Origin of the sequence: Roseateles sp. PN1 (assembly GCF_038419725.1) — a bacterium.
Classification (GTDB): domain Bacteria; phylum Pseudomonadota; class Gammaproteobacteria; order Burkholderiales; family Burkholderiaceae_C; genus Paucibacter_A.
The window spans coordinates 70,130-89,330 of record NZ_JBCARA010000008.1; the positions used below are offsets into that span (position 1 = coordinate 70,130).

Below are 19,201 nucleotides of genomic sequence, written 5' to 3' on the forward strand. Positions count from 1 at the left end.
AGCTTTGGCGCACAATCCCAAAGGCGACCGCAAGGTCGCCTTTTTTCTTGCACGACTCACGCCCCTTCCGCTCGCCGTCACACCGCCATGACTCTTTACGTTTCCGATCTCGACGGCACCCTGCTCGACCCGCAGGCCCAGCTCTCCGCCAGCACCCGCGCAGGCCTGGCCCGCATGTTGGACGAAGGGCTTTGCTTCACGGTGGCGAGTGCGCGCCACGTGTCTTCCATCGCGCGCATTCTTGGCGATCTGCCCTTGCGCTTGCCGGTGATTTCGTCCAACGGCGCTTACATCAGCGATATGGCCAGCGGCCAGCATGAGCTGGTGCATTCGATCGAGCCGGCCTTGGCGCAAGAGCTGTTCGGCCTGATTCGGCGCCAGGGCAGCCTGCCCTTCTTCTCTACCCATGGCGCGCTAGGCGACCAGTTGTTCTACCAGGCGGCAGAGAACGAAGGCCAGCAGCGCTTCATTGACGAACGCTTGCGCAACGCCGATCCGCGCCTGCGCCACTCCGCCCGCCTGCAAGACGAACTTGGCGACCCGGTGGTGACGTTTGTGGTGGTGGACCGTGAGCCGGTGCTACTGGCCCTGCAGGCCGAGATCGAAGCACTGTGCGGCGAGCAGGTCGAAACCCATGTGGCCGAAGACCTCTATCTGCCGGGCTGGCCTTGGCTGACCGTGCACGACCGGCGCGCCACCAAGGATCAGGCCATCCAGACCCTGGCCCAACGCTACGGGCTGGATGCGCGCGAAGTGGTGGTCTTCGGCGACCATGTCAACGACATCAAAATGATGCGCGCCGCCCACCGCGGCATTGCGGTGGCCAACGCGATCAGCGAGGTCAAGCAACTGGCCCATCAAGTGATTGGCCCGCACCACAGCGACAGCGTGCTGCAGTTCATTGCTGCTGAATGGCAAGAAAGCGCCAGCCGCGGCCGCGGCAAGCCCTGAGGGCGCCTCAAAGCTAGCCGCCGCAAGAGGACATTGAAGGGCCGAGACACCGGCCCTTCATAGCAAGCCGAAAGCTCAGCCTTGCTTGAGCAGACCGCCCAGCATGCCGGCAAGATTGCCCAGGTCGACGCCGCCTGCAGAACCGGCAGCAGGCGCCTGACCGTTGGGCGTCAAATGATCGATGATTTGGGGCAGCCACTGCGCCAATTGCGCCCCCAACTCGCCTTGTGACAGGCCGGTTTGCTGAGCCATCTGAGCCACGCTGCCACTGCCCAGCGCCGCGGTGATTTGCTCACCCGACACCGGCAAATTGGCGCCGGTGGACACCCAGCTCTGCACCTGCTCCATCAGGCCCGAGCTTTGCAATTGCTGCAAAAGGCCGGGCAAACCGCCATGCTGATTCAGCAGACCTGCAGCCAGGCCCATCAAATCAAGGCCACCGGCTTGCTGCTGACCTGCTTGGCCAGCCAGGGCCTGAGAGGCCGCACCCAATAATGAATCCATCAGTCCCATGAGCTTCTCCAAAGCTAAATTTGCCGGTGCCATTCACCGCCGGCCATTTTCTGCACAAGCAGCCAAGCCTGAGTGACAAATGAGGGGACAAGGCATTGTTCACACAAGTGCCGCCCACGGCCGGGCCGGGCTGAACGGCCGGGCGGGCAGATGTGTTCCAATCCTTCCATCGCTTGAATTCATCCAAGGCCTTGATTTGACTCAGACTTTCCCTTGCTTTCGCTCACTTTGCTTGACACCCGCAAGCACCCGCACCTAAGCTGCGCGTCGACCATGACGACAGCCCCACGCGCAAGGACCTCCACCCCCAGCCTTTGCACCAGCCCAAGCCAGCCGCGCTTTGTGTTGGGCACGCTTGCGGCCCTGGTTCTTACTCTGGCGATGAGCCAAAGCGCATGGGCACAGCAACAAGCTGCAGGTAGTGCGAACAAGGCCCCGCCACCCGGCACCATGACCGGCGCCTTTGGCCAGGCCCAGATGCAAAAGCCCGGCGCGCAGTCGACAGCGCCAGCGGCAACTGGCGCGACAGCCGCCTTGGCCAGCAACGTCAAACCAACAACGTCCGCTCAGGCAACCGCACCCACCTTGACGAGCGCGGCGACCCCGCCTGTACTCAGCGCCGATGCCGCCGCCTTGCAGGCCGACCCGGTCAGCCGCTTTTTGCAAGAACATGGCCTGCTGGCGCAAGCCCAGGGCGAGTCCAACAAGCTCTTGAACCAGGTGCGGGACGGAGCGTCTGACATGGTCTTGTCGGCCATGAATTTTCTGGGCGTGCGCTACACCCGCGGTGGCAACACGGCCGAAAGCGGTTTTGACTGCAGCGGCTTCACCCGCCATATTTTTGAGTCCAGCGTGGGCCTGATCCTGCCGCGCCGGGCCGACGAACAGGCCAAGCTGTCCAGCCTCTTGCAGGTCAAGAAGGAAGAACTCAAGCCCGGCGATCTGGTGTTCTTCAACACCATGCGCCGTACCTTCTCGCACGTAGGTATTTACGTCGGCGAAGGCAAATTCATCCACTCCCCCCGTGTCGGCGGCGCCGTTCGGGTTGAGGACATGCGTGAAGCTTATTGGTCCAAGCGCTTCACCGGCGCACGCCGCGCCGATCTGAAGAACGCAGCGAACGGAAAAACCTCCGGGGAGTGAGCGCTCAGGCGCCCTCTTACTAGCGCTGCGGCGGGCCTGAGCGACCCGCGCCGCCATCACTCTTCCGAATCAGAGCTCCAAACTAGCCAGCCAGTTGCGCGCCGAAGTCTCGTTGAACTTAAAACCCGCCTCCACCCGGCGCTGCGCCAACAACTCGCCCCCCGCATCTTTGGCACTCAAGGTCGCGTAAGGGTTGTCTTCGTCCGGGACGATGTCCAACAGCACTTGCACGCGGCCTTGCTCGGTATCGAGCTTGAGGCTTTTGTGCAATTGGGCATGCAGTTGCTGCTCATGGCGACGCAGCACTTCGGATGCGGTTTTCACCAAGGTGTGGAACGCCGGGGCAGACAGCGGCTTGGGATTCTTTTTATCGCGCCCCATGGTCCAGGGGCCGACCAGGGCCGGTTCTTGTTCGCCGGCCAGGGTCATGGCCACGGCCCAACCTTCGTCGTCTTCGTTCTTGATGACCTGGGCGGTCCAGCGCTCATCGCGCCAGAGCAAGTCGCCCTGGGTCCAGGTGTCTTCGGGGTTCAATACGGTGTCGGTGATATCGGTACTCATGCGGAGAAGGTATCACGAACACCGGGCGTCAACCTCAAGCCGGCTTCTTGGCCACCAGGGTCAGGATGTCGTAGCTGGCGACCAATTCGCCGCGCTGATTCATCACCTGCACGTCCCAGGCCACCACGCCTTGACGTGGCTGGACCGGCTGGTCAGGGCGCGGAGTTGTGGATTGAGCGCGGTCGATGCGGCGCTTGCAAGTCAGGCGGGCTTGAATGGTGTCGCCAATCGCCACCGGGTTCACAAAGCGCAAAGTGTCCAGGCCGTAATTGGCCAGCACCGGGCCGGGTGCGGGCGAGACAAACAAGCCGGCCGCCGCCGAGAGCACAAAGTAGCCATGCGCAATGCGCTGACCAAACTGTGTGTCCTTGGCCGCCACTTCGTCGAAGTGCATATAGAAGTAGTCGCCGGAAACGCCACCGAAGTTGACGATATCCGCCTCGCTGACCGTGCGGCGATGCGTCAGCAGCGAGTCACCGATCTGGATCTCTTCGAAGTATTTGCGGAAGGGGTGGATCGCATCTTCTTGCACCTTGCCACCGCGCTGGTATTCGCCGGTGATGGCGCTGAGCATGGTGGGCGAACCCTGCACCGCGCAGCGCTGCAAATAGTGCTTAACGGCGCGCAGGCCGCCGAGCTCTTCACCACCGCCGGCACGTCCAGGGCCGCCATGTTTCAACTGTGGCAACGGCGAGCCGTGGCCGGTGGATTCCTTGGCGGACTCGCGGTCCAGCACATGAACACGGCCGTGGAAGGCCGCCGCCTGATAGACCGCCTCGGCAGCGATCGCAGGCGTCTTGGTGACGACGGAGGCCACCAAGCTGCCGCGACCCTTGGCGGCCAGGGCCAGCGCCTGGTCCAGGCCCTCGTAAGGCATCAGGGTGGAAACCGGGCCGAAGGCCTCGACGTTATGCACCGTCTCGTTCGCAAACGCGTCACGACAAATCAGCAACGTGGGAGAGAAGAAAGCACCTTCGCTCACGCCCTCACCCACCGGTGCGAAGCCGTCCGCGGCGCCGAACACCGTCTCATTGCCTTGGCTGAGCAAGGCCACGCGCTCGGCCACATCGGCCTGCTGGGCTTTGGAGGCCAAGGCACCCATGCGCACGCCCTCCACAGCCGGGTCACCCACTTTGATCTTGGCCAGGCGCTCGCGCAGCGCAGCAGCCACCGCATCGATGTGCTGAGCCGGCACGATGGCACGGCGGATGGCGGTGCACTTCTGGCCGGTCTTGGCCGTCATCTCACGGGCAACTTCGCGCACAAAGAGTTCGAACTCGGGGTCGCCCGGCAGCACGTCCGGCGCTAGGATGGCGCAGTTGAGGCTATCGGCCTCGCCGTTGAAGGGAATGGAGCGGCGGATCAGATTGGGGTTGACGCGCAGCATGGCGGCCGTGTCGGCTGAACCGGTGAAGGTGACCACATCGGTCTCCTCCAAACGATCCAGCAAATCACCCGAGCCGCCAACGATCAATTGCAAGCTGCCGGCTGGCAAGAGGCCCGACGCATGAATCAAGCGCACACAGGCCTCGGCCACGAAGGACGTGGCGGTGGCCGGCTTGACGATGCAAGGCATGCCCGCCAGGAAGCTGGGCGCGAATTTTTCCAACATGCCCCACATGGGGAAGTTGAAGGCATTGATGTGCACGGCGACGCCGCGCTTGGGCGCCAGGATGTGCGAGCCCATGAACTGGCCTTCTTTGCCCAGGGCGATGGCCGGGCCTTCGTGAAAGACATTGCTGCTGGGCAGTTCACGGCGGCCGATGCTGGCGTAAGCAAACAAGGTGCCGATGCCGCCTTCCACGTCGATCCAGTTGTCCGAGCGCGTGCCGCCGGTGTGCACCGAGACGGCGTAGAGCGACTCCTTGTGCTCCATCAGGTAGGTGGCCAGGGCCTTGAGCAGGGCAGCGCGCTGCTGGAAGTCCAGCTTCAGCAGCGCAGGCAAGGCCTGACCCCGCGCATAGGCCAGGCTTTCGCCGAAGTCGATCTCGTCCGCATGCGTCAGCGCCACGGCGCGGCCGTTGATGGCGCTGTGCAGCGCGCGAGCAGATTGCGTGCCGATCCAGCGATTGGCGATCAGGCTTTGGAGGATGGGGGGCGTGGCGCTCATGGCGGATCTCAAACTATTGAATGGCTCTGCGAGTCGCAGAGGCTGTCATTGAAAAAGCGGATCGGGCGGCCGAAGGGCTTGGCGAGCAAGCCGAGATTGGGGCCGCAGCGCGCCGCCGTACTTCCTTGTACGGCGAGCACTGCAGAACCCCAGCCTGGCTTGCGCAGCAGCCCAGCGGTGGAACGATCAGGGCTGGTACTTCCAGGTGCCGCCTTCGATCTTGACCATCACGCGGGCGCGCTGGTCCAGACCCAGGTGGTCGGTCGGGCTCATGCTGAACACGCCGTGGGCGGCGGGCAATTCCTTCACGCCTTCAAGCGCATCACGCAGGGCGGCGCGGAAGGCGGGCGTGCCGGGCTGAGCCTTTTTCAGCGCCACCGGAATGGCGGCTTGCAGCAGCAGGCCGGCGTCCCAGGCGTGGCCGCCGAAGGTGGACACATTGCCCTTGCCGAAAGCCGCCTCGTACTTGGCGATGTATTCCAGCGCGCTCTTCTTCACCGGGTGGTCAGCCGGCAATTGCGCCGCCACCAGCACCGGGCCGCTGGGCAAGAAAGTGCCTTCGACATCCTTGCCGCCAACGCGGAGGAAGTCGTTATTGGCCACGCCGTGGGTTTGGTAGAACTTGCCTGCGTAGCCGCGCTCTTTCAGCGTCTTTTGCGGCAGCACAGCCGGCGTGCCCGAGCCGCCGATCAGGATCGCATCGGGCTTGGCGGCGATCAGCTTCAGCACCTGGCCGGTGACCGAGGTGTCGGTGCGGTTGTAGCGCTCGGAGGCGACGATCTGCACGCCCTTGACGGCGGCGATTTTGCTGAATTCATTGAACCAGCCTTCGCCGTAGGCATCGGCAAAGCCAATGAAGGCGGCCGTTTTGACGCCGGCGGCGGCCATGTGCTGGACGATGGCCAGGGCCATCATGATGTCGTTCTGCGGGGTCTTGAAGACCCAGCGCTTCTTGGCATCCATGGGCTCGACGATGCGGGCCGAGGCGGCCATGGAGATCATCGGCGTGCTGCCCTCCACCACCGCATCAATCATGGCCAGGGAGTTAGGCGTCACGGTGGAACCCACCACCACATCCACCTTGTGCTCGCTGATCAGCTTGCGGGTGTTGGACACAGCCGCGGTGGTGTCAGAGGCGTCGTCCAGGACGATGTAGTTGATCTTCTGACCGGCGATGGTGGTCGGCATCAGGCCGATGGTGTTCTTCTCGGGGATACCCAGCGAAGCGGCCGGGCCGGTGGCCGAGACGGTCACGCCGACATTGATATCGGCCTGGGCCGATGCCGCGAACAGCGCCGCGGTGGACGCCAGCGCCAACAGGGTTTTCTTGATCTGATTCATCGTCTTTGTCTCCATTGATTTATGTGTCAAACAACCATGCCGGATAGGCCCGACCAAACCATCTTGCTGCATCAATCCTTCACGGGGCTTGCTGTCGGGGCGCTGACCGCCCCGAGGCCGCCGAAAAACAAATCCGCCACCATCGGCGCCATGTCCTCGTAACTCAAATCACCATCGGGCTTGAGCCAGGTGAAGGTCCAGTTGATCATGCCAAACAGCAGCATGGTCAGCGGCTTGTGTAATTTCTCTTGCTTCAACTCGGGCCGCACCGCGGCCACCGCCTCGGCGAAGGCATTGACCACCTCGCGCTCAACCTTGAGCAGGCGCTGCTGATCTTCTTCGCTCAAGAACTTCACATCCTCGGTCAGAACCCGGTGCTGGTTCTGCGCCTGGCCATAGCTCTGCACAAAGCGCGCGATCAAGGCACGCAGATGCGGCTCGCCCGCCAACTGGAGCGCCTGCACATCCTTGACCAATTCGGCCAGACCCAGCACATGGGTTTCGCAGATCTGGGCCAGCAACTCCTGCTTGTCCTTGACGTAGTGGTAAAGCGTGGGCTTGGACACCTCACAGGCTTCGGCCACCGCGTTCATGGACGTGCCGGCATAGCCCTTGTGGGCAAACAGCCGCGCCGCCGCGTCGAGGATTTCCTCGCGCTGGTTCTCAAATCCGGGGGCACGTCCTCTGGCCATGGGGTCCTTTTACTTTGACAAAGCGCTGATTGTCAGCGCTCGTCGAAGGAAATCACGACCTTGGGTGTCAAAGCATGGGCTTGGCAGCTGAGGATGAAGCCGGCCGCCACTTCATGCTTATCCAGCGCGAAGTTCTTGTCCATGCGCACCTCACCTTCCAGCACCTTGCAGCGGCAGGTCGAGCAAACGCCGCTCTTGCAGGAGAAAGGCACGTCCATGCCGGCGCGAGCCGCGGCGTCGAGGATGCTGGCGTCTTGCTTGCCGAACTCGATCTCGCGGCTGATGCCATCGCGAATCACGGTGACCTTGGCCGCATCCAAATCACCGGCCAGCACCACATGGGGCGCGGGCTTGCCGGTCTGCATTTCTACGGTGCCGAAGCGCTCCACATGGATGCGCTCTTCCGGCACGCCGGCCTCACGCAAGGCGGCCTCGGCCTCGTCATTCATTTGGTAGGGGCCGCAGATGAAGGCCTGGTCGATCCCGGCGGCCGGCACCAGGGCGCTCAAATGCTCAGCAATCTTGGCGCGATTCATCACGCCGGCCATCAGCGGCGCGTCCACCACCTCGTCGCTGAACACATGGTGCAGGCTGAGCCGGGTGAGGTATTGGTTCTTCAGGTCTTCCAGCTCTTCCTTGAACATGGTGGAGGCCTGGCGGCGATTGCCGTAGATCAGCGTGAAACGGCTGGCCGGCTCCTTGGCCAGCACCGTTTTCATGATGGACAGAATCGGGGTGATGCCCGAGCCGCCGGCAATGCCCACGTAGTGGCGCGCGCTGCTGGGTTCGATCGGCACAAAGAAGCGGCCTTGCGGCGGGTAGACCTGGATCACATCGCCGGCCTTGAGCTCGCTATTGACCCAGTTGGAAAAACGCCCGCCCTGCACCTTGCGCACACCCACACGCAGTTCGCCATCGTCCACACCGGCGCAGATGGAGTAGCTGCGGCGCAGGTCCTCGCCACCCACGTCTTGGCGCAGGGTCAGGTATTGCCCCTGGGTGAATTTGAAGGCCTCGGCCAACTCGGGCGCCAGGTCGAAGGAGACGATCACGGCTTCCTCGGTGTCGGGCGTGACGGCGCGCACCTTGAGGGGATGAAAATGAAGACTCATGGTGAAGTGCTTCCTCTGCAATCAAATCGGTTTGAAATACTCGAAGGGCTCGCGGCAACTCAAGCAGCGGTACAAGGCCTTGCAAGCCGTGGAGCCAAAGGCCGAGAGCTTCTCGGTCTGCGCCGAGCCGCAGCGCGGGCAGGCCAGCTGGGTCAGCGCGGCGCGATGCACCAGGCGGATGGGCTGGGGCTGGTCCGACAAGACGCGTCCGGGCGGCGCAATGCCGTAGGCCAGCAGCTTGGCGCGGCCGGCCTCGCTGATCCAGTCGGTGGTCCAGGCCGGCGCGCGCTGCAAGATCACTTCCACCTCACCGAAGCGGGCCAGCGCGGCGCGCACATCGTCCTGAATCAGCTCGGTGGCAGGGCAACCGCTGTAGGTGGGCGTGAGCACCACCTGCAGGCCGGCAGCTGTCTCACGCAGATCGCGCACGATGCCCAACTCGAACAGCGAGATCACCGGCACTTCCGGGTCGGGAATTTGCTTGAGCACTTCCCAGGCGGCTTCCAGACGACCGCAGCCAAGCTCCTTGACCTCGGTGGGGCTCATGATCACCACTTACCGCCAGGGAAGGCGCGCTGCAGATACTGCATCTCCGCCAGCAGATGGCCCATGTGCTCGCTGTGAATGCCCAGGTGCCCGGTCGGCACATAGGCGCTGTCCTTGGGGTGGCTGAGCTGGGCATCGGCCAGCACCTCGGCCACTTGCGCCTGCCACTGCGGCTTGAGCGTGGACCAGGCCGGGCCCAGGCCTTGCGCCACTGCGGCGGCGCTGACCGCATCGTCAGCAAACAACTCGTTGAAATAAGGCCACAGCAGGGCCAAGGCGGCTTGGGCTTTGGCGGCGGACTCGGCTGTGCCATCGCCCAGGCGCACCACCCAGTCAGCCGCATGCTGCTGGTGATAACTGGCTTCCTTGACGGCCTTGGCGGCAATGGCGGCCACCTCGGCGTCGCTGGATTTCTCCAAGCCCTGCCACAGCAGCAGCAGCCAGGTGGCCACGCCGAAGTTGCGCACCTGCGTGAGCGCAAAGTCACCGGGCCGGCTATTGCCGCTGGCGCTATTGGGCAGCTCCATCAGCACCGGGTTGAGGTATTGACGCTCGTCGCGCAAGAACGCGAGCTGGTCTTCGTCATGGCCTTGGCCGTCAAGCTGGCCGGCGCGGGTCAAGAGCCCACGCGCCTGGCCCACCAGGTCCAGCGCCATATTGGTCAGCGCCAAGTCTTCCTCGAGGATGGGCGCATGGCCGCACCACTCGCCCAGGCGCTGGGAAAGAATCAAGCAGGCATCGGCGATGCGCAGCAGGTAGTGAACGTCGGCCTTGTTGCCGACTTGGATGGAGGCGATTGACATGGCAGGCGCCCTCACATGTGGTTCACGGACTCAGGGAGTTCGTAGAACGTGGGATGGCGGTAAACCTTGTCTTCCATCGGGTCGAAGTACATGCCCTTCTCGCCCGGGTCAGAGGCAACGATGTGCTTGGACAAGACCACCCAGATGCTGGTGCCTTCTTGGCGGCGGGTGTAGACCTCGCGGGCCATCTGCACCGCCATCTTGGCGTCGGCCGCGTGCAGGCTGCCGCAGTGCTTGTGGTCCAGGCCGGCCTTGCTGCGCACGAACACTTCCCACAAGGGCCATTCGTTTTGGGTGCTGGGCTGGGGCTTTTGGGCTTCGCTCATGATGCTGTTTCCTTGATCTTGTTGCTAGGCGAAAGGCTCAGGCGGCCTTGGCTTGGAGTGACTGTTTCTTCGCATGGGCCAGGGCCGCCTCACGCACCCAGGCGCCTTCGTCCCAGGCTTTGACGCGGGCAGCCAGGCGCTCGCGGTTGCAGGGGCCGTCGCCGCCGACCACGCGCCAGAACTCGGCCCAGTCGATGGCGCCGAAGTCGTAGTGCTCGGTCTGGGCGTTCCACTTCAGGTCGGGGTCCGGCACGGTGATACCCAGGACCTCGGCCTGCGGAATGGTGGCGTCCACAAACTTCTGGCGCAGATCGTCATTGCTGATGCGCTTGATGCCCCAGCGCATGCTTTGCTCGGAGTTGGGTGAGTCTTTGTCCGCCGGGCCAAACATCATCAGCGAGGGCCACCACCAGCGGTTCACCGCGTCTTGCACCATGGCTTTTTGCTCGGCCGTGCCTTCACGCATCATCACCAGCAAGGACTCATAGCCCTGGCGCTGGTGAAAGCTTTCCTCGCGGCAGACGCGGATCATGGCGCGGGCATAGGGCGCGAAGGAGCAGCGGCACAGCGGCACCTGGTTCATGATGGCCGCGCCATCCACCAGCCAGCCGACCACGCCGATATCGGCCCAGGTCAGCGTCGGGTAGTTGAAGATGGAGCTGTACTTGGCCTTGCCCGAATGCAGGGCCGCCAACATCTGATCGCGGCTGGTGCCCAGGGTTTCGGCAGCGGAATAGAGGTAGAGGCCGTGGCCGCCTTCGTCCTGCACCTTGGCCAGCAGAATCGCCTTGCGCTTCAGCGTGGGCGCGCGGGTGATCCAGTTGCCCTCGGGCAGCATGCCGACGATCTCGGAATGCGCATGCTGACTGATCTGGCGCACCAAGGTCTTGCGGTAATGCTCGGGCATCCAGTCTTTGGCTTCGATGAAATCACCGGCATCAATCCGGGCTTCGAACGCGGCCTCCTTTTGGGCTTCTTCCGCGCTCTTGACCTTGGCGGCCACATCTTGTGGGCCGACGCTCATGGCTTGGGTGTACATGCTTGCTCCTGAAAAACAATCAACTCAAACAGACTTGGGTCGCTGGTCAACCACCCGCCTGGCCTTGCCGACCAGGGTGCGCTCGATCGAATCGGGCGCGCCGATAGCCACTTTGGTGGACACGCCCACCAGGGTCTTGATGCGGTGCTGCAGCGATTTGGCAATCGCCCCCACATCGGCCTGGCCCACGGCGGCCAATTGCAACTCGCAGCGCACTTCCACCGCGTCCAGCAAGCCGTCTCGGCTGACCACGATCTGGTACTGGCCCGAGAGTTGCGGCTCTTGCAGCACCAGCTCTTCGATCTGCGTCGGGAACATATTGACGCCGCGGATGATCAGCATGTCGTCGCTGCGGCCAACAATCTTGCCCATGCGGCGCATGGCGCGAGAGGTGGGCGGCAGCAAGCGGGTCAGGTCGCGGGTGCGGTAGCGGATGATGGGCAGGGCTTCCTTGCTCAGCGAGGTGAACACCAGCTCCCCCTCCGAGCCGTCGGGCAGCACCGCGCCGGTTTCGGGGTCGATGATCTCGGGGTAGAAATGGTCTTCCCAGATCACCGGGCCGTCCTTGCTTTCCACGCATTCGCTGGCAACACCTGGCCCCATCACCTCGGACAAGCCGTAGATGTCCACCGCGTCGATGCCAGCCTTGGCCTCAATCTCGCGGCGCATGGCCTCGGTCCAGGGCTCAGCACCGAAGATGCCGATCTTCAAGCTCGAGGCCTCGGCCTCCAGGCCCTGACGCGCGAATTCCTCGATGATCACCTGCATATAGCTGGGCGTGACCATGATGATCTTGGGCTTGAAGTCCTGGATCAGCTGCACCTGCTTTTCGGTCTGGCCGCCGGACATGGGGATGACCGTGCAGCCCAGACGCTCGGCGCCGTAATGTGCGCCCAGGCCTCCGGTGAACAGGCCGTAGCCGTAGGCGATGTGAATGATGTCGCCAGCGCGGCCACCGGCGGCGCGGATGGAGCGCGCCACCAGGCCGGCCCAGGTGTCGATGTCTTTGGCGGTATAGCCCACCACGGTCGGCTTGCCGGTGGTGCCCGAGGAGGCGTGAATGCGCGCGACCTGGTTCTGCGGCACGGCGAACAGGCCGAAGGGGTAGTTGTCGCGCAGATCGTGTTTGGTGGTGAAGGGGAAGCGGCTCAGGTCCGCCAGCGTCTTGAGGTCGCTGGGGTGGACGCCGGCCGCATCGAAGGCGGCCTTGTAATGCGGCACATTGTCGTAGGCATGGGCCAGGCTCCAGCGCAGGCGCTGGAGTTGCAGGGCTTGCAACTCATCGCGGCTGGCGGTCTCGATCGGGTCCAACTCGCCCGGGGCGGGGATTCTTGCGCTCATATCAAAAGCTCGTCCTGAGTCAGTCAGTCGGTCAGTCAGCGGAAGCGGCGGCATCCGTGGGCATGGGCAAGAGCACCACGGGCTTGCCCTTGATGCGGTAAGACTTGCCACGGAACACCGCGATCAGCTCGTCGTTCTGGTTGGTGATGGTGATGTCGTAAACGCCGGTGCGACCGGCCAGCGACACCTCGTGGGCCACGGCTTTGAGCCGGTCGCCCAGACGAGCCGGTGCCACGATGTCGATGGCAAAGCCCGAGGCCACCGTCAACTCGTTGTAGGAGTTGCAGGCGAAGGCAAAGGCCGAGTCGGCCAATGTGGTGATGAAGCCGCCATGGCAGATGTCGAAGCCATTGAGCATGGACTCTTTGATCGTCATGACCAGGGTGGCTGCGCCGGGGGCGATGGCCAGAATTTCCATGCCCAAACCCTTGGACGCGCGGTCGTTGGCAAACATGCCATCCCGCACCGCTTCGGCAATTTCTTGTGCATTCATGGTGTCAGCGATCCTTGAACACGGGCTTGCGCTTTTGCAAGAAGGCATTGACGCCCTCTTGATAGTCATCGCCAAAGCCGAGCTGGCTTTGCGTTAGCCCCTCTTGCTTGAGCGCTTCGTCAAAGTCCAGCAAACCGGCCTGGTCAAACAGGCGGCGGGTTTGCGCCATGGCGCGCACCGGGCTTTGGCTCAGGCGCTGCGCCAGGGCTTGGGCGGTGGCGGCCAAGTCTTCATCGGCCACCACTTGGTAGATCAGGCCAATGGCTTGCGCCTCGGCTGCCGGCAGCTTCTCGCCCAGCAAGGCCAGTTGCAGGGCGCGGGCACGGCCCACCAAGCGTGGCAGCAGCCAGGTACCACCGCAGTCGGGGATCAGGCCGATCTTGGCAAAGGCTTGAATAAAGCTGGCCGACTGGCCGGCCAAGACCAAATCACAGCCCAAGGCCAAATTAGCACCCGCCCCGGCGGCCACCCCATTGACGGCCGCAATCACCGGCACCGGCATGCTGCGCACGCGCAGCGCCAGGGGCACGTAAAAGCCGTCCAGCAATTGGCCGATGTCCTTGGGCGCGTCAGCCGGGTCATCGCTGGGCTTGACATAGGGGTCAGACAGATCCTGACCGGCGCAGAAGGCGCGGCCCGCGCCGGTGATCACCACACAGCGCACCGAGGCATCCTCGGCCGCGGCGTCCAGCGCCTCGCGCAGCTGAGCGAGCAAGACCGAGGTGAAGGCATTGAGCGCCTGCGGACGGTTCAGCGTGAGCGTCAACACGGCGCCGTCCTGGCTGCTCAAATACTGCGGTTCTTGCTGCATGCGTGGCCCTGAATTGCGGCACAGTGGCTGGGGCATACCTCGGGCCCCGGCACTGCAATTTGACAAAAGTCGACCAAACAAACATTCTTGACCGACCGGTCGGTAGATCGTAGGCTGTGCATTGATTTAACGCAAGCGCAGCAAGGCAGTACTAACCCTAAACCGCCCAGCCCGCTCGCGCCCAAAGCCCTTTCGCCCACTCAGCTGCTTCAAACCCGAGAGCTCAAACACCATGCCCAGCTATGCCATCGACGGCGTCATCCCCGTCGTTCATCCCAGTGCCTACGTTCACCCCAGCGCCGTTTTGATTGGCGACGTGCATATCGGCCCGGGCTGCTATATCGGCCCCTGCGCCAGCCTGCGCGCCGACTTCGGCCGCATCGTGCTGGAAGCGGGCGTGAATGTGCAAGACAGCTGCGTGGTCCACGGCTTCCCAGACTCCGTCACCCTGGTGGAGCGCAATGGCCATATCGGCCACGGCGCCGTGCTGCATGGCTGCACCGTGCGCCATGACGCACTGGTGGGCATGAACGCGGTGGTGATGGACGAGGCCGAGGTCGGCGCCTACAGCATCGTCGCCGCCTGCGCTTTTGTGCGCGCCGGCCTCAAGCTGCCCGAAAAATCCCTGATCGCCGGCCTGCCCGCCAAGGTCATGCGCGCCTTGAGCGAGGACGAGATCAAATGGAAATTGCATGGCACCCAGACCTATCAAGACCTGACCCTGCGCTGCCACGCCACGCTGGTGGAGGTGCAGCCACTGGCGGCTGAAGAGGAGAACCGGCCGCAGCTCAAAGTGGCGGGGCCGAAGACTCTGATCGCTAACAAGCGAGCTTGAGCAAAGCTCGTTGGCGTCGGGGCGCCAGCATTGGCGTGAGCGGGGCCTGATGCCAGCCGCCGGCCTGCATCAAGCCGCCGTCAAACCCCGACCACGCAGTGCGGCAAAACAATGTCCACCACCAAGCCGCTGCCGGGTGCGCCGCCCAGGCTGAGCTGACCGCCAAGCTTTTGCACCATCATGAACACCAGATGCAGGCCAAGCCCCGTGCCGCCCTGCCCCCGTTTGGTGGTGTAAAAAGGTTCCAGCATATGGGCGCGGACGTCAGGCGCCACGCCTGCACCATCGTCGCGCACCTGCAGATGCAAATCCTCACCCACCGCATTGGCCTTGATGGTCACGGTCAGCGTTCGCCCTTCAACGCAGCCATGTTTCAGGGCATTCATCAGTAAATTCGACACCATCTGCCCCAAACTGCCCTTGGGCAAGCGCACGCGCAGACCAGCGGGAACATCCAGGCAATGATGAGCGCCGCGCTGATCGAATTCGGCCCAATGGGCGGCCAGAAGCTGCGCCAGCTCTTGTGACAGCAGCAGCTCCACCGGGGCCGCGGTCGCTTGCGCGTTCGTCAGGGTCTGAAAGCTCGCCAGCAGATCGGCCGCGCGCTCCAGATTGCGCTGCACCAGGTCACCCGCTCTTTCGATACGCAAACTCAGCTCTTGCAGATGGCTGCGCGACACCTTCTCCGCCCGCACCGCCTCTATCAGTTCACGGGCATAGGTCTTCAGGCCCGATGAAGAGGTGATGGCCACGCCCACCGGCGTGTTCACCTCATGCGCCATGCCCGCCAACATGCCTCCCAAGGCGGCCAACTTCTCGCGTTCGTGCAGCAGGGCCTGCGCTTCCGCCAGCGCCTGCGTACGGGTCTCGACCAGAGCCTCCAACTCCACCTCACGCCGCCGATGCTGCAATTCAGAAGCGCAACGCGCCGCAAAGATGGACAGCAAGGACAAGGCCAGCAAGCGCGTATCCTCCGCCATCGGCCGCACATCCAGTGCCACAAGGATGCCTAAAGTCTTCCCATCGCTGCCGACCATAGGCATGCCGATATAGCTCTGCGCCCCCATCTCGACCAAGAGCAGATCTTCCGGATAGGCCTGCTGCACATCGCAGGGCAAGAAGCACATGCTCTGGTCGGTCACATTGCGGCAAGGGGTGCTGGCCAGGCTGTAGCTGATATTGGGCATGTAGTCGCTGCCGCCCCAGACCGCCAGGGTCTGTATGCCCTCGCCGTCGTCCAGCTGGCACAGCTCGCCAGCGATCACGTAGTGGACCTGCATGGCCTGGGCCAGATCCTTCACCAGCACCCGAAAAAACTCCTCGCCCTGGGCCTTGGAGGTGGACAGGGTGATTGAGCGCAGCGCGGCTTCGGCCAGTTGCTTGGCCTGCAACTCGTCGAAAAGCGCGGCGCCTGAGGCGCCCGAGGTACTAGGGGCACTCGTGGAATTCGTGGAACTCGGCAAGCTCATCGCAACTCCCCCAGCAAGCACATTCAGCTCAGGGCCAGGCAAGCGTCCCGGATGTCGCGGTAATTGCGCAGGGCCAGCAGGCAAGTGCGATTAAGTTGTGCGTCAGTGAGTGCCGTCTTGAGGCAATAGCCGTTGACGTCATAACGCCTGAGCACATCGTCCTCGTTCAGCAAGCCGGGCTGGCCGGTGCGAATGATGATGCGCGTGCGGCGATTGTTGAGCTGGCCGCGGATGCGATCCACCAGCAGCAAGCCCGCCATCTCGGACTCCATCACCACGTCGAGCAGCAGCATGGCAACGTCGCCATGCTCGGACAAGACGAGCTCCGCCTCCGCAGCCGAGCTGGCATGCAAGAGCACGACAGGCCGCTCGTCGAAGCGGCGGCAGGCCAGCACCAAATTCGTGACCTCATGGATGCCAGGGTCGTCATCCACGACCAATATCTTCCAAGGCGCCACATCGAGCGCCGGGCCTTGCTCTTCAAGGTCGTCACACAGGAGCAGATCATCATCCACGTAAGGCCCTTCCAGTCATGGCGCTTTGACTACAAGCTGTGTCGGGATATTACTGCGGTTTGGCCATGCGCCCCAGCAGTGCACGAGCATGCCCATCGAGGTAAAAAGCACCGACATTGGCAGCCGCAGCGCAGGCGCAAACAGCGCTCGCTCAGAGCGCGCTCGCCAGCGGGCACAATCACCCCCATGACTACTCGCGTCGTCTTCCCCATTGCCGACCAGCGCCAGCTCAACGCGCTGCCTACCGTCCTCGACACGCCCGCCATGCCCTGGGCCGGCGGGGCCGTGTTGGATGCCTTGGGCCGCCCCTTGCGGGACCTGCGCATCTCGGTCACCGACCGCTGCAACTTCCGCTGCAGCTACTGCATGCCCAAGGATGTGTTCGACAAGAACCATGTCTTCTTGCCGCATGCCGACTTGCTGAGCTTCGAAGAGATCACCCGCCTGGCGCGGGTGTTCGCCCAGTTGGGGGTGCAAAAGCTGCGCCTCACCGGTGGCGAGCCGCTTCTGCGCCGCCATATCGAAAAGCTGATTGAGATGTTGGCCGCAATTCGCACACCCGAAGGCCTGCCGCTGGACCTGACCCTCACGACCAACGGCTCGCTGCTGAAGAAGAAAGCGCAAAGCCTCAAGGACGCCGGCTTGCAGCGCATCACAGTGAGCCTGGACGGCCTAGATGACGCCCAGTTTCAGCGCATGAATGATGTGGGCTTCCCGGTGGCAGAAGTGCTGGACGGCATTGCCGCCGCCCAAGCCGTGGGCCTGGCGCCGATCAAGGTCAATATGGTGGTCAAGCGCGGCAGCAATGACGACCAAATCCTGCCCATGGCCCGGCATTTCCGCGGCTCGGGCATCACCTTGCGCTTCATCGAATACATGGACGTGGGCAGCAGCAATGGCTGGCAGATGGATGAGGTTTTGCCATCCGCCCAAGTGCTGGCGCGGCTGCAAGAAGAATTCGCGCTCAAGCCACTGGACCCCAGCAGCAGCGGCGAAACGGCCGAACGCTGGGCCTATGCCGATGGTGCGGGTGAGATCGGCCTGATCTCCAGCGTCACCCAAGCCTTTTGCGGCGACTGCAACCGAGCTCGCCTGTCCACCGAAGGCAAGCTCTACAACTGCTTGTTCGCCCATCGCGGGGCCGATTTACGCGGCCTGCTGCGGGGCGGCAGCGCGAGCAGCGATGAACTCCTGGCAGGCGCCATCGCCCAGCTCTGGTCAGCCCGCAGCGACCGCTACTCGCAGCTGCGCGCCAGCGGCCAAGCGCAGGCAAACGCCCAAGCTGGCGAGCGCCGCGTCGAGATGCATTACATCGGCGGCTGAGCAGGCACGATGACGGGGCGAATCGAGCGATCACAAATCACCGGCCTGCTCTTGGCCGGCGGCCGCGGCAGCCGCATGGGCGGCGTCGACAAGGGCTTGCAGCTGCTGCGCGGCCAGGCCCTGTTCGAGCATGTATTAGCCCGGCTGGCCCCGCAGGTAGGCCCGGTGTTGATCAATGCCAACCGCAATCAGGCCCGCTATGCGGCCAGCGGTTACGCGGTGGTCAGCGATGCCGACGACAGCTTCGCCGGCCCGCTGGCAGGCTTGCTGGCCGGACTGCAAGCGGCGAAGACCGAATGGCTGCTGAGCGCACCCTGCGACACCCCCGCCCTGCCCCTGGACCTGGCCGCGCGGCTGGCGGCTGCGCAGCAGCAATCGCCCAACGCCGAGCTGGCGGTGCCGCTGAGCGCCAACCCGCAAGAAGGCATTGCCAGCGCCAGCCAGATCCAGCCGGTGTTCTGCCTCTTGCGGGTCAGCTTGAAAGACAGCCTGGCCGACTACATCGCTGGCGGTGGCCGCAAGATCGACACCTGGCTGCGAGCGCAGCCGCATTGCCTAGTGCCCTTCGAGCAGCCCAGCGACGCGCAAGCATTTTTCAATGCCAACAGCCTGGCTGAACTGCAGGCGCTGGAGGGGCTGGAAGGGATTGAATGCAGGCCCGGCCAAGCCGCAGGAGCGCACAAGTGAACGCAGCCAGCCCCAAGCCCACCTCACCCGACTGCCAATTGCGGCCCATGCACGCGGCCGATCTGCCGGCCTACAAGGCCTTGCGCGACGGCATGCTGGCTCGCCACCCGGAAGCCTTCACCTCTGACGCGGCCACCGAAATCAGCCGCGATGCCGAAAGCTACCGCAGCCGCCTCAGCGGTGGCGGAGGCGGCGTCTGCTTATTCACCCTGCTGGCTTGGCATGACGGGCATTTGGTGGGCGCCATCACTTGCGAACATGAGGCCCGCGTCAAGGTGCGGCATGTGGTGCACATCGTCGGCATGATGGTGCGTGACGATTTGCGCGGCCGCGGCATCGGCCAGCAGCTGCTGCAACGCAGCTTGAACCTGCTGCGCGGTGAGCCGGTGCTGGAGTTGGTGACACTGAGCGTGACCGCCAGCAACACCGGGGCCGTCAAGCTGTACGAGCGCTGCGGCTTCACCCGCTACGGCCGCTTGCCCGGCGCCATCAAGCTGCCTGACGGCCGCGTGCTGGACAAAGACCTGATGTGTTTGCGCCTGCGCTGACCCAGGCCGATGCTGCTCTAGTCTGATCAAACCGTTCAATTC

The 19,201-nt window shown here is 63.7% G+C and carries 21 protein-coding genes; 6 read left to right on the plus strand and 15 right to left on the minus strand.

The genetic code is table 11. From position 1 onward, the window contains the following. Positions 1-87: 87 nt before the first annotated feature. Positions 88-951 carry an HAD family hydrolase gene (locus AABB87_RS13700; protein ID WP_341971764.1) on the plus strand — a complete coding sequence of 288 codons (864 nt, stop codon included), beginning with the start codon at positions 88-90 and terminating at the stop codon, positions 949-951. 75 nt (positions 952-1,026) lie between these two features. Here the strand turns inward: AABB87_RS13700 and AABB87_RS13705 are convergent, their stop codons facing one another. Beyond that, complete coding sequence (locus AABB87_RS13705; protein ID WP_341971765.1) at positions 1,027-1,455, minus strand: YidB family protein; 429 nt, start codon at positions 1,453-1,455, stop codon at positions 1,027-1,029. A 390-nt stretch (positions 1,456-1,845) separates the two neighbouring features. Between AABB87_RS13705 and AABB87_RS13710 the strand changes: the two genes are divergently transcribed. Continuing rightward, positions 1,846-2,607, plus strand: a complete 762-nt coding sequence (locus tag AABB87_RS13710) for a C40 family peptidase (protein ID WP_445944867.1) — start codon at positions 1,846-1,848, stop codon at positions 2,605-2,607. A 69-nt stretch (positions 2,608-2,676) separates the two neighbouring features. Here the strand turns inward: AABB87_RS13710 and AABB87_RS13715 are convergent, their stop codons facing one another. The 12 genes from AABB87_RS13715 to AABB87_RS13770 all read right to left on the minus strand — a co-directional run bounded on the left by AABB87_RS13715 (position 2,677) and on the right by AABB87_RS13770 (position 13,782). After that, complete coding sequence (locus AABB87_RS13715) at positions 2,677-3,168, minus strand: hypothetical protein (protein WP_058720279.1); 492 nt, start codon at positions 3,166-3,168, stop codon at positions 2,677-2,679. A gap of 34 nt (positions 3,169-3,202) precedes the next feature. Then, positions 3,203-5,278, minus strand: a complete 2,076-nt coding sequence (paaZ, locus tag AABB87_RS13720; RefSeq protein ID WP_341971766.1) for a phenylacetic acid degradation bifunctional protein PaaZ — start codon at positions 5,276-5,278, stop codon at positions 3,203-3,205. 186 nt (positions 5,279-5,464) lie between these two features. Further along, on the minus strand, positions 5,465-6,619 hold the full coding sequence (locus AABB87_RS13725; RefSeq protein WP_058720281.1) for an ABC transporter substrate-binding protein: 1,155 nt from the start codon (positions 6,617-6,619) through the stop codon (positions 5,465-5,467). A 71-nt stretch (positions 6,620-6,690) separates the two neighbouring features. Beyond that, positions 6,691-7,311 carry a TetR/AcrR family transcriptional regulator gene (locus tag AABB87_RS13730; RefSeq protein WP_341971767.1) on the minus strand — a complete coding sequence of 207 codons (621 nt, stop codon included), beginning with the start codon at positions 7,309-7,311 and terminating at the stop codon, positions 6,691-6,693. Positions 7,312-7,343: 32 nt separating this feature from the next. After that, entirely contained in the window at positions 7,344-8,423 is a 1,080-nt protein-coding gene (gene paaE / locus AABB87_RS13735; protein WP_341971768.1) for a 1,2-phenylacetyl-CoA epoxidase subunit PaaE, read from the minus strand. Between the two features lie 21 nt (positions 8,424-8,444). Further along, positions 8,445-8,969, minus strand: coding sequence for a 1,2-phenylacetyl-CoA epoxidase subunit PaaD (paaD, locus tag AABB87_RS13740; RefSeq protein ID WP_058720284.1), 525 nt, complete (start codon positions 8,967-8,969; stop codon positions 8,445-8,447). A gap of 2 nt (positions 8,970-8,971) precedes the next feature. Continuing rightward, positions 8,972-9,772, minus strand: coding sequence for a 1,2-phenylacetyl-CoA epoxidase subunit PaaC (gene paaC / locus AABB87_RS13745; protein ID WP_058720285.1), 801 nt, complete (start codon positions 9,770-9,772; stop codon positions 8,972-8,974). An 11-nt stretch (positions 9,773-9,783) separates the two neighbouring features. Further along, positions 9,784-10,098, minus strand: a complete 315-nt coding sequence (paaB, locus tag AABB87_RS13750; RefSeq protein WP_058720286.1) for a 1,2-phenylacetyl-CoA epoxidase subunit PaaB — start codon at positions 10,096-10,098, stop codon at positions 9,784-9,786. Positions 10,099-10,135: 37 nt separating this feature from the next. Beyond that, positions 10,136-11,137 carry a 1,2-phenylacetyl-CoA epoxidase subunit PaaA gene (gene paaA, locus AABB87_RS13755; protein ID WP_341971769.1) on the minus strand — a complete coding sequence of 334 codons (1,002 nt, stop codon included), beginning with the start codon at positions 11,135-11,137 and terminating at the stop codon, positions 10,136-10,138. A gap of 24 nt (positions 11,138-11,161) precedes the next feature. Continuing rightward, the gene (paaK, locus tag AABB87_RS13760; protein WP_341971770.1) at positions 11,162-12,478 is read right to left on the minus strand and encodes a phenylacetate--CoA ligase PaaK; all 1,317 of its coding nucleotides are present in this window, start codon (positions 12,476-12,478) and stop codon (positions 11,162-11,164) included. A 31-nt stretch (positions 12,479-12,509) separates the two neighbouring features. Further along, positions 12,510-12,971: a hydroxyphenylacetyl-CoA thioesterase PaaI gene (paaI, locus tag AABB87_RS13765; protein WP_058720289.1), complete on the minus strand. Its 462-nt coding sequence runs from the start codon at positions 12,969-12,971 to the stop codon at positions 12,510-12,512. 4 nt (positions 12,972-12,975) lie between these two features. After that, positions 12,976-13,782, minus strand: a complete 807-nt coding sequence (locus tag AABB87_RS13770; protein WP_341971771.1) for an enoyl-CoA hydratase-related protein — start codon at positions 13,780-13,782, stop codon at positions 12,976-12,978. 232 nt (positions 13,783-14,014) lie between these two features. Here AABB87_RS13770 and AABB87_RS13775 point away from each other — a divergent pair, with 232 nt between their 5' ends. Next, on the plus strand, positions 14,015-14,617 hold the full coding sequence (locus tag AABB87_RS13775) for a phenylacetic acid degradation protein PaaY (protein ID WP_341971772.1): 603 nt from the start codon (positions 14,015-14,017) through the stop codon (positions 14,615-14,617). Positions 14,618-14,697: 80 nt separating this feature from the next. Here the strand turns inward: AABB87_RS13775 and AABB87_RS13780 are convergent, their stop codons facing one another. Together AABB87_RS13780 and AABB87_RS13785 are read right to left on the minus strand one after the other, a co-directional pair. After that, positions 14,698-16,086 (minus strand): ATP-binding protein, encoded by a 1,389-nt coding sequence (locus AABB87_RS13780; protein WP_341971773.1) that lies wholly within the window; start codon positions 16,084-16,086, stop codon positions 14,698-14,700. Between the two features lie 23 nt (positions 16,087-16,109). Further along, on the minus strand, positions 16,110-16,601 hold the full coding sequence (locus tag AABB87_RS13785) for a response regulator (protein ID WP_341971774.1): 492 nt from the start codon (positions 16,599-16,601) through the stop codon (positions 16,110-16,112). Between the two features lie 186 nt (positions 16,602-16,787). On the opposite strand from AABB87_RS13785, the gene moaA reads away from it, so the two are divergent. Genes moaA through AABB87_RS13800 form a run of 3 tightly spaced genes read left to right on the plus strand, consistent with a single transcriptional unit; the run spans position 16,788 to position 19,159 of the window. Next, a complete protein-coding gene (gene moaA / locus AABB87_RS13790; RefSeq protein WP_341971775.1) occupies positions 16,788-17,924 on the plus strand; it encodes a GTP 3',8-cyclase MoaA in 1,137 nt (378 codons plus the stop codon). 9 nt (positions 17,925-17,933) lie between these two features. Further along, the gene (gene mobA / locus AABB87_RS13795) at positions 17,934-18,611 is read left to right on the plus strand and encodes a molybdenum cofactor guanylyltransferase MobA (protein ID WP_341971776.1); all 678 of its coding nucleotides are present in this window, start codon (positions 17,934-17,936) and stop codon (positions 18,609-18,611) included. Further along, complete coding sequence (locus tag AABB87_RS13800) at positions 18,608-19,159, plus strand: GNAT family N-acetyltransferase (protein ID WP_341971777.1); 552 nt, start codon at positions 18,608-18,610, stop codon at positions 19,157-19,159. The genes mobA and AABB87_RS13800 overlap by 4 nt, the downstream gene beginning before the upstream one ends. Positions 19,160-19,201 lie beyond the last annotated feature (42 nt).